At 33.1% G+C, this 10,064-nt stretch carries 8 protein-coding genes; 6 read left to right on the forward strand and 2 right to left on the reverse strand.

Annotated elements, in window-relative coordinates; translation table 11 throughout:
- Window positions 1-234: 234 nt before the first annotated feature.
- Window positions 235-708, forward strand: a complete 474-nt coding sequence (locus LQ693_RS12735) for a GNAT family N-acetyltransferase (RefSeq protein WP_107566037.1) — start codon at window positions 235-237, stop codon at window positions 706-708.
- A gap of 41 nt (window positions 709-749) precedes the next feature.
- Here the strand turns inward: LQ693_RS12735 and LQ693_RS12740 are convergent, their stop codons facing one another.
- Together LQ693_RS12740 and LQ693_RS12745 are read right to left on the reverse strand one after the other, a co-directional pair.
- Window positions 750-3,632, reverse strand: a complete 2,883-nt coding sequence (locus LQ693_RS12740; RefSeq protein ID WP_204190984.1) for a DEAD/DEAH box helicase — start codon at window positions 3,630-3,632, stop codon at window positions 750-752.
- Window positions 3,633-3,634: 2 nt separating this feature from the next.
- Window positions 3,635-4,027, reverse strand: a complete 393-nt coding sequence (locus tag LQ693_RS12745; protein WP_025905399.1) for a (deoxy)nucleoside triphosphate pyrophosphohydrolase — start codon at window positions 4,025-4,027, stop codon at window positions 3,635-3,637.
- Between the two features lie 196 nt (window positions 4,028-4,223).
- On the opposite strand from LQ693_RS12745, the gene dcuS reads away from it, so the two are divergent.
- From dcuS to LQ693_RS12770, 5 genes are all read left to right on the forward strand, one after another.
- Window positions 4,224-5,831: a DcuS/MalK family sensor histidine kinase gene (gene dcuS, locus LQ693_RS12750; RefSeq protein WP_119494180.1), complete on the forward strand. Its 1,608-nt coding sequence runs from the start codon at window positions 4,224-4,226 to the stop codon at window positions 5,829-5,831.
- A complete protein-coding gene (locus tag LQ693_RS12755; RefSeq protein WP_103361039.1) occupies window positions 5,825-6,538 on the forward strand; it encodes a response regulator in 714 nt (237 codons plus the stop codon). Before dcuS ends, LQ693_RS12755 begins: the two co-directional genes overlap by 7 nt.
- 135 nt (window positions 6,539-6,673) lie before the next feature.
- A complete protein-coding gene (locus LQ693_RS12760) occupies window positions 6,674-8,017 on the forward strand; it encodes a 2-hydroxycarboxylate transporter family protein (protein WP_103361038.1) in 1,344 nt (447 codons plus the stop codon).
- 27 nt (window positions 8,018-8,044) lie between these two features.
- The gene (locus LQ693_RS12765; RefSeq protein ID WP_107566035.1) at window positions 8,045-9,226 is read left to right on the forward strand and encodes an NAD(P)-dependent malic enzyme; all 1,182 of its coding nucleotides are present in this window, start codon (window positions 8,045-8,047) and stop codon (window positions 9,224-9,226) included.
- 138 nt (window positions 9,227-9,364) lie between these two features.
- Window positions 9,365-9,964, forward strand: a complete 600-nt coding sequence (locus tag LQ693_RS12770; protein WP_103361036.1) for a hypothetical protein — start codon at window positions 9,365-9,367, stop codon at window positions 9,962-9,964.
- The last annotated feature ends 100 nt before the right edge of the window (window positions 9,965-10,064 follow it).

The following is a 10,064-nucleotide window of genomic DNA, read 5'->3' on the forward strand; positions in this document are numbered from 1 at the left end:
CACATCCGTATAAATTCATTTTAATATGAATTCAACGAAAGTGTTTTTATTTTACTCCCACATCATGGGGTTAGTGCATAATATAGTCCACTTTTTATATTTAAAGTGTCTGCTTTTAGGGGAGTGTATCAAAGTTGGGAATGGTTATTTTTTTGTAATAATTTAGTGCTCATAGCACAAATTAAAGAGTATTTAATATAATTTGGTTAAAGTATAAGAAGCAGGTGATTAACAATGAAAGTGATTCATACTAATGACATCAATAAACAAGTACTCATCGATTTGTATATTGATAACTGGGGTGATGATGAAATGGTTGTCTCTTCAGGAACATATCAATTATCAGATTTACCAGGATTTGTTGCGTACGATGAAGCGGAAATAATTGGTGTGATTACATATATAATAAGAAATGATCAAATAGAAATTATTTCATTGGATAGTTTTAGGGAGAATGTAGGAATAGGAAGTCAATTGTTGAAAAAGTTAGAAGAAATATCTGAGGAAAAGGATATAACAAACATTTCAGTCATAACAACAAATGATAACTTAAATGCTTTGAAGTTCTATCAAAAAAGAGGATATAACATCAGAAAAGTTATTCCAAATGCAGTAGAAAAAGCAAGAAAACAAAAGCCATCCATTCCACAATTTGCAGAAAACGGAATTCCAATTCGAGATGAAATAGTGTTGGAGAAATATTTGTAGAGAATTGAAAAGTCTAGAACAATGATGTCCTAGACTCTTCCCTACGCCTCTATGATATATCTATATATTTCGTCTTTTACAGGTGATTCCATAGATAATGTCATTGTGACGATATTTTGTTGTTTCGCATTTGGCATGATTGTTTGTTCTGCTGAATCTTTAATGTAGTGGGCTTTTCCCAGGTAATAAAATTCTTTTCCGTCTGCCACGTCTTCTTTCTTTACAAAGATATACATGTCTATATTATTTTCTTGATGTGCTAAGATTTTTTGGACTTCTTTTGATTCTAATGTACGATTACTTCTTGTAAACCATTTGAGTTCGTCGGGACTTAGGAATTCATCTTCGTACTTTGTATTATCACTGATATCATCTTGTTTATGATATGTAATGAAAATTGGTAAAGTATTATTTCCGAATTTATAGCCGTTTATTGTTCCGGACTCATCAGATTTCCAGTTTAGTAATTTAACGAAGTCTTTTCTTGTATATTTGTTATATAGTAGTAAGCCGTTTTGGTTACCGTGATGTACCATGTTATTGTATTTAGCTAATTCAATAATGTCATCAACGTATGTTTTGAATACTGTTTTTTCTAGTGCTGATGAAAATGTATCGGTCAGTCTAACCTCATCATCGATTATGTTGATAATAGGGCTACCATACGTTTTGTTTATTGTAACGCTAAAGAAACGATGGTCTAAAATTTTCAAGGTTGTCTGAATGTCATCGTTTGTAACGTTTGAATCAATTTGTTGTGCGATTGGTAGTAGCTCATGTATTTTATGAGGTCTTCTAATAATAGCTTCTAAAATTGTATAATCAACGTTTTTTAAGCCTGGTGCGATTTCTCGAGACAAGAACGTTAAGTTGAGACTTTCATTTTTAGTTAATGTGTCTTCAGTTTTCTTGAATCTGACTATGAATTCATGATAGTTATTATAAGTACTGTCACTAGAATATATCACGCTAGGATCTATAGAATTCTGTCTAATGAAATCCATTAATAATGGCGTTCGACCAATTCTTTGTTCAACTTCATTAAATGCCTGTTTAATGTGAGCTGCTGAACTCAAGTTGACTTGTTTCAGTGAATCATATATTTGTTTCTTAGCTACTTCTTCAAAGTTGATAGTAGAAACACCTGTTAATGCAGTATTATCCGCTATAAATCTTCTGTAATTATCTTTATTTTGTGATTGATCACCAGATAATGCGACTGGAATGAGGTAGTTTTTCTTATAGTTACCTATAAAATCAATAACCGTTAAATATTCTTTGTTTTCTGCTTTTCTTAAGCCTCTACCAAGCTGTTGAATAAAGATAATACTTGATTCTGTTTCCCTTAACATGACAATCTGATTTACAGGTGCGATATCAATACCTTCGTTAAATAAGTTAACGGTAATAATGTAATTGATTTCTCCTGATTTTAGTTGTTCGATTGCTTCTTGTCGTTTATCCATGTTGTCTTCACCAGTCAATGCAAGTGAAGGTACGTTAAGAGCAGTTAATTTATTAGAGAGCTCCCATGCTTCATCTTTTCTACTAACGAAAATAAGTCCTTTAAGTGTGTCACCAGAGTATCCATAGTATTGAGTCTTTTCTAGAATATGTTTAACTCTTTCATCAGAAGTTAAATCTGCTAAACTACTGTAATCATCTGTAGATTGACCATTAAGCACATAGTCTGTGACACCGAAATAATGGAAGGGACAGAGTATTTCACTTTCTAGCGCTTTTTGTAATCTAATTTCATAAGCGATGTTGTAATCAAACATTTCAAATATATTTAAATTATCGGTTCTTTCAGGTGTTGCGGTCATACCAAGTACAAAATCAGGTGTAAAGTAATTGAATACCTTTTGATATGATGAGGCAGCAGAGCGATGCGCCTCATCGTAAACGATATAATCAAAGTACTTTTCATCAAACTGCATAAAAACATCTTCTTTAGATAATGTTTGAATCGTTGCAAATAAATATTTAGCGTTAGTATTCTTTTGTTTCCCTGTTAATAAGCCAAAATCCTTATCTTGTGCGAATGGCAGTACTTTTTTAAATTCTTGAATAGCTCTTTTTAAAATACCTTCATTATGAACGATAAATAGAAATTGATTAGGATTGTAACTTCTCACATCTAATGCAGAGAGAATTGTTTTTCCTGTACCAGTAGCTGAAATGATCAGTGCTTTATCTTTATGCTCTTTTCTGAGTTCAGCTAATGAATGTAATGCTTCTTTTTGCATAATGTTAGGTTCGATTCTAACTGCTGCATCAATATTTTTTTGGATTTCATTTTGTTGCTCGGTAATGCGTTGTGCTTCTTTTAAATTACGGGCATCATATGTCTTCTCATAATCTTGAATCCATTCATCAGAAAGAGGGGTACTATTATGCCATAGTTCATCAAATTGTGCTTTAATATTATAAACGAGGTCGCCATTCTTTTGAGTAGAAAGTAAGATATTATGTTCGTAGTTAACTTTTAAAGCGTTAGAAGTTAAATTAGAACTTCCGACAATCATGGACGAATAATGTTCATGGTCAAATACATAACCTTTAGCGTGAAATCCATTAACACCAGTTAATTTTACATCTACATTTTTAAGCTTTAATAATTCTTTATACATTTTAGGCGTATTGAACCCCAAATAATTCGAAGTAATAATTTTACCTCGAACACCTTTTTTGTCTAAATCATATAGATGCGATTTTAAACTTGCTAATCCACTTTCTGTGATAAAAGCGACTGAAATCGTGAATGTCTTACATTTATGCAGTTCATTAATAATAGTTGAAAGTACATTTTCTTCATTATTATTGACCAACAATTTCGGCATGAAATTACCTTTATGTGAAATTGTACGATCTATAAACCCTTTGTGTAGCGACTGATTAAAGTCTTCTAATAAATTGTTCATATTTATACCTCATCTACAATGATTTTGACAGCAGGTATATCGGCTGGTGCCCATTCTAAAGTTTCAAGATCTTTAACATCAAGCCATTGAATACTTTTATGTTCAGTAAGTGTAGGCATTTTTTCTTTCAATTTACATTTATATGTATGAAGGTTAACAATTCCAAAGTCATATTCATAAGAAGTAGAAGTAACTTTATCACCAACTTCAAGATCACATAACATTTCTTCACTGATCTCTCGTTTCAAAGCCTCTATTTCAGATTCACCTTTTTCTATTTTACCGCCAGGGAATTCCCACATAAGAGGTAAACTCATATTTTCATTTCTTTGTGCACAAAGTACCTTATCATCATTAAAGATAATTGCACCTACAACTTCGATTTGTTTTTTCAAAATATTACCTCCAAAAATTATGATATTTGTCTATATTTTATCAAAAATTGTTCTCAAGGTTAATAAAATGTAAAATTACGATCCATAAAAATTCAACTTTAGATAATTTCCAATGATTTATTATATGAAAACTAAGAATATGATATATTCTTAATAATTAATAACATTTGTAATGTTTACTAAAGGCGGTTATGTTTTGAAGAAGCAAAGATTAAAGTTGAGTACGCTTGTGATTATTGTGGTTTGTATTGTGGTGCTATTTTCTTTATTAATTACGTGTTTATTAATCAGTAATACGATTAAGGATACGATTCATAGTACGACAAAGGAGAAGGCGGAGGTTATTGGTAAGGCGATTGCTGGTTCTGAGGTTGTGCAGAAGTCTTTGGCTGAGGATAGTGATGATCATAAAATCCAAGATTATACGTCTAAGATTCAAAAAACAACGGACGTGAGTTTTATTGTTGTCATGGATATGAATGGTATTAGAAAGTCTCACCCGAATGAGAAGTTGATTGGTAAGCATTTTAAAGGTGGCGATGAAGGAAAAGTCTTACATGGTAAGTCTAGTTCTTCTATTGCGAAAGGTACGCTTGGTTTAACGATGCGTGCTTTTACGCCTATTTATGCTGATGGTAAACAAGTGGGTGCGGTATCAGTTGGTGTGCCTATGCAGACGGTGTATGAAGCTTTGGCAGATGGCAATAAGAAAATTATCATTGGATCTGTGATTGGTTTAATTGTAGGTGCTATCGGTGCGTATTTATTATCGATTTATATTAAGCGTATTTTGTTAGGACTTGAACCTTCTCATATTGCGAAAATTCTAGGTGAACGTAATACGATGTTACAGTCTGTTCATGAAGGGATTGTAGCAGTTGATAAAGAAGGTAAAATTAATTTGGTTAATAAGTCTGCAATGGATATTTTTAAGAAAGCAGGTCTTAAGGGTGATCCTATAGGTATGCCAATTAATGATTATATGGCTTCGACGCAATTGCCTAAGATTGTTGAGCTTGGAAAGCCTGAACTTGATAAAGAGCAAGATATTAATGGTGTGAAGATATTGGTTAATAGAGTACCGTTAATTGTGAATAATGACATAGTAGGTGCGATATCGACGTTTAGGGATAAGACAGAAGTGCATAAATTATCAGAGCAGTTGGTAGGTGTTCGGACGTATGCAGATACGTTAAGAGCCCAGTCGCATGAATTTAGTAATAGATTGCATGTGATTTCTGGTATGTTGCAGATGGAACATTACGATGATTTAAAGCAGTACATACGTGAAATTGTTGAACTCGGTAGTCAAGAAAGTGGAGATATCACATCGAAAGTTAAAGATGCTGCACTTGCTGGTTTCTTAATTGGTAAACTTAGTTTGGCGCGCGAACAACAAATCAAGCTTTCTATAGTTAATCATGCTACGATACCAGAACCGAAAGATTCACATATTACGCATGAAGTGATTACAATTATCGGTAATTTAATTGATAATAGTATAGACTCATTAGTATCATCATCACTTAAAAAGAAAACAATTGACGTAGACTTGAACTATAAACAAGATCAATTAATGATAGATGTGATAGATTCAGGCGTGGGTCTAAGTCATGAACTAGATGAACATATATTTGAAAAAGGCTATTCTTCTAAAGGAGAGAATAGAGGGTATGGTTTACACCTCGTTCAACAAAGTGTTGAAAAGCTTGATGGTCAAATATCAATCAATGCGCATGAAGCAGGAAATGTACAGTTCTCAGTTGTTATAAACTATCCGAAAAAGGACGAAGATAAATGTTAAATATACTTATAGTTGAAGATGACCCAATGGTTGCACAAATCAATCGTCAATTTATAGAAAAAGTAGATCCTGAAGCGTTAGTTGATTTTGCACAGAATGTGACAGAAGCAATGGAAGTCATTCAGTCAAAGAAGATCGATTTATTATTGTTAGATATATACATGCCAGAAGAAAATGGCTTAACTTTTTTGAAATATGTAAGAGAACAAGGTTATCAAGTAGATGCGATATTAATAACAGCTGCTACAGATGCTGAAGATATTCAGACAGCTTTCAGATATGGCGCGGTAGATTATTTAATTAAACCATTTGAATTCGAAAGATTTAAGCAGTCTTTACTTAAATACAAACAAGGACAGACTTTCTTTAAAGATAATCAGCAAATTAAACAAGCAGATATTGATGCAGAGTTCTTGAATAAACAAGTTGTTACAGATGATTCAGAACTGAAATTGCCAAAAGGCGTCACAAAAGAAACATTACAAAGCATCATTGAGAAGATGAATGACTTTGAAGATCATGCATTTTCAACAGATGATATTTCTAAAGCAGTTAATATTTCAAGAGTATCTGTAAGAAAATATTTAAAATTCTTAACAGATATTGAAGTGCTGGAAGAATCTTTAACATATGGTATTGGCCGACCGATATACTTCTACAAGTTAAACAAAGACAACTTAAAATATTTACAAGGATATATGTCATGATATATCTAAATTAAAAACCAAACGATTCAGTTCGTTTGGTTTTTTTAATTACAAAAAGATAATTAAAATTTCATAAGCTATAATTTTTGGTTGCGTTTTCATAAAATGAATTTATATCAATTAAGGGGGATAAAAATGAATACGAAGACCAATTTGGAAGCGGTTACCGAGAGTGAGTTACCTATCCAAAATAATATAAAAAGCTTATGGGAAAAATTAATGAAAGCTAAAATTGGTGTATTACCATTACCGTTATACATTGTCTTAGCTGCAATTATATTAACAGCATCTGTATATAATACTTTACCAGCAGATATGATTGGTGGATTTGCTGTCATCATGATTTTAGGAATATTGCTTGGCGATTTAGGGCAGAGAATTCCTATATTAAAAGAAATAGGTGGACCAGCTATATTAGCATTGCTTGTACCTTCTATTTTAGTATTTTTAAACGTGATTAATACCTCTTCAATGGAAGCCGTTACGACTTTGATGAAGACGTCTAATTTCTTGTATTTCTATATTTCTTGTTTAGTAGTCGGCAGTATTTTAGGCATGAATAGAAAAATGTTAATTCAAGGTTTCACACGCATGTTTGTACCTTTAATAGTGGGTACAGTATTAGCTGTCGTAGCAGGTATGTTAGTTGGATTATTGTTTGGATATGATTTACAACATACTTTCTTCTATATCGTTGTTCCAATTATCGGTGGCGGTATCGGTGAAGGGATACTTCCATTATCTATTGCATATTCATCTATTTTAGGTGGATCAGCAGAATCATTCGTATCTCAAATGATTCCAGCAGCTGTTATTGGGAATATCTTCGCAGTTGTCAGTGCAGGGCTTATGATGCGTTTAGGTGAAAAGAAAAAACATCTTTCAGGAAATGGGAAATTAGTAAAATCTGAAGATGGTAATGAAGTTCATGAAGAGAAAGAGAAAGTCATTGATTTCTCGCTAATGGGTGCAGGTTTACTCATTGCTTGTACATTCTTTATTGTTGGTACACTTGGTCAGAAATTCATTGGTGTCCCAGGACCGGTTATTATGATTTTATTTGCGACACTAATTAAGTGTCTTAAAGTGATGCCACACAAAATGGAAGACGGTGCGCATAATTTATACAAATTTATTTCAACAAGTTTAACTTGGCCGTTAATGGTCGGTCTCGGTATGCTTTATATTCCTTTAGAAGATGTTGTGAAGATTGTAACACCAGCATACGTTATCGTATGTGCGTCAGTTGTATTTGTCATGATATTATCTGGATATTTCGTAGGAAAATTAATGAAGATGTATCCCGTTGATGCAGCCATCGTAACAGGTTGTCATAGTGGCTTAGGTGGTACAGGAGATGTTGCGATATTATCAGCGTCTAAACGTATGGCATTAATGCCGTTTGCACAAGTTGCTACTAGAATCGGTGGTGTATCTACCGTAATCTTAGCATCACTTTTATTAAAATTATTAAGCTAAATATAAATAAATAAGGAGTAATTAAAAATGACTGAAAGTAATGAATACGGTGAATCTATAAATTTACATCAAGAACGCGCAGGTAAAATTGAAATCACGAGCAAAGTAGATGTGACTTCAGAAGAAGACTTAAGTGTTGTCTATACGCCAGGTGTTTCTGCAGTATGTAGAGCAATTGCTGAAGATGAAACAAAAGTAAATACATTAACTGCAAGAGGTAACATGATTGCAGTTATTACAGATGGAACAGCAGTACTAGGTTTAGGTGATATCGGTCCAAAAGCAGCCATTCCTGTTATGGAAGGTAAGAGCATTCTCTTTAAAAAACTTGCGAATGTTGATGCTTTTCCAATTTCATTAGACACGAAAGATACTGAAGAAATCATTTCAATTATTAAAGCATTACAACCTAATTTCTCAGGTATCAATTTAGAAGATATTTCAGCACCTCGTTGCTTTGAAATAGAGAAGCGTTTAATAGAAGAATTAGATATACCTGTATTTCATGACGATCAACACGGAACAGCAATCGTCGTACTTGCAGCATTAATCAATGCACTTAAAGTTGTAGATAAAGCAGAAAAAGATGCGAAAATCATTATAAATGGCGCAGGTTCAGCAGGTATTGCGATTGCGAAATTATTGTTAGAAGCGGGTTATCAAAATATTACGCTCGTCAGTCTAGAAGGTGTCTTAAATAAATCAGAAGAATGGTTGAATGATGCACAAAGAGAAATTGCTGAATATACAAACCTTGATAATATACAAGGTACTTTAGAAGATGTCATAAAGGGTGCAGATGTATTTATCGGCGTATCAGGTCCAAAAGCATTATCAAAAGAACATGTTCAATCAATGAACAACGACCCAATTATCTTTGCATTAGCGAATCCAACACCAGAAATTTATCCGGAAGAAGCGTATGAAGCGGGTGCAGCAATCGTTGGAACGGGTCGTTCAGACTATCCAAATCAAATTAATAATCTGTTAGCATTCCCTGGTATATTTAGAGGAGTATTAGATGCCAAGACACAACATATCACAACTGAAATGAAAATAGCAGCAGCAAAAGCCATAGCAGCAACAATTCACAAAGACGAACTCAATGCGAATTATGTCATACCAAATTCATTAGAAAAAAGAGTCGTCGATCAAGTAGCAGCATCAGTCCAACAATGCGTAGAAAATAAAACAGAAGTGTTGGTGTAAGGTATATTTAGAAATAGTTTAAAAAGAATAGAGAAATCTATTCTTTTTTATTTTAGGTTACTATAGAAAGTCATTTTGATATGAATTACAATACATTTATAAACTTTTTTATGAAAATTACAGTTCGGAGGAAGGAATTTGAAACAGATATTTTCGGGAATGATATTAGTATTACTACTTTTAATCGTTGGTGTATTTGGTTTCATTGCGTATCAATTTATTGCTGGTGATAATCGTATTGAATTTTCTAGTAATCAACAAACAGCTGATAAAGAACCGAGTAGTGAGGAAAGTCATGACAAAGAATCCAGTGATGATTCTGAGGAACCAGAAGGCGATCCTCCAAGCATCGATGTCCAAACGACTCAATTTAGCCAAGGCTTTATGAATGCTGATGTAAGAAGCGGGTTTTATGGAGTAGGTATTGGATTGTCGCGAGATGCCATTGAAAAGAAATTCGGGAAGTCAGATGGACGTATAGAAGCTGGACAATCTCATGCTGAAAAATATGGCAACGTAGCTGTAAAATATAATAGTAAAGATAAAGCAGAGCATATATACGTAGCACCAACAAATGTAACAGTAGAAGCATTTAAATCCGTTCACGGAACACCAACGATAGAAAATAGCGATGGGTTAGTTTATGATGATAATCCAAACAATTCCTTCTCAATATTAATAACGACAAAGAATGGTAAAATAACAGCCATTGAAAATGCCGATCAAATACAAAGATAAGATAATGCCAGCTATGATGATTGCACTAACCCCAGGATGTGGGAGTAAAATAAAAACACTTTCGTTGAATTCATATTAAAATGAATTTATACGGATGTGT

Source organism: Mammaliicoccus sp. B-M6 (genome assembly GCF_022386965.1).
Classification (GTDB): domain Bacteria; phylum Bacillota; class Bacilli; order Staphylococcales; family Staphylococcaceae; genus Mammaliicoccus; species Mammaliicoccus sciuri_A.

Coding starts and splice junctions, on each gene's coding strand:
- LQ693_RS12760 (WP_103361038.1), top strand. CDS start 6,674: ATGAATACGAAGACCAATTTGGAAGCGGTTACCGAGAGTGAGTTACCT.
- LQ693_RS12755 (WP_103361039.1), top strand. CDS start 5,825: ATGTTAAATATACTTATAGTTGAAGATGACCCAATGGTTGCACAAATC.
- LQ693_RS12765 (WP_107566035.1), top strand. CDS start 8,045: ATGACTGAAAGTAATGAATACGGTGAATCTATAAATTTACATCAAGAA.
- LQ693_RS12740 (WP_204190984.1), bottom strand. CDS start 3,632: ATGAACAATTTATTAGAAGACTTTAATCAGTCGCTACACAAAGGGTTT.
- LQ693_RS12735 (WP_107566037.1), top strand. CDS start 235: ATGAAAGTGATTCATACTAATGACATCAATAAACAAGTACTCATCGAT.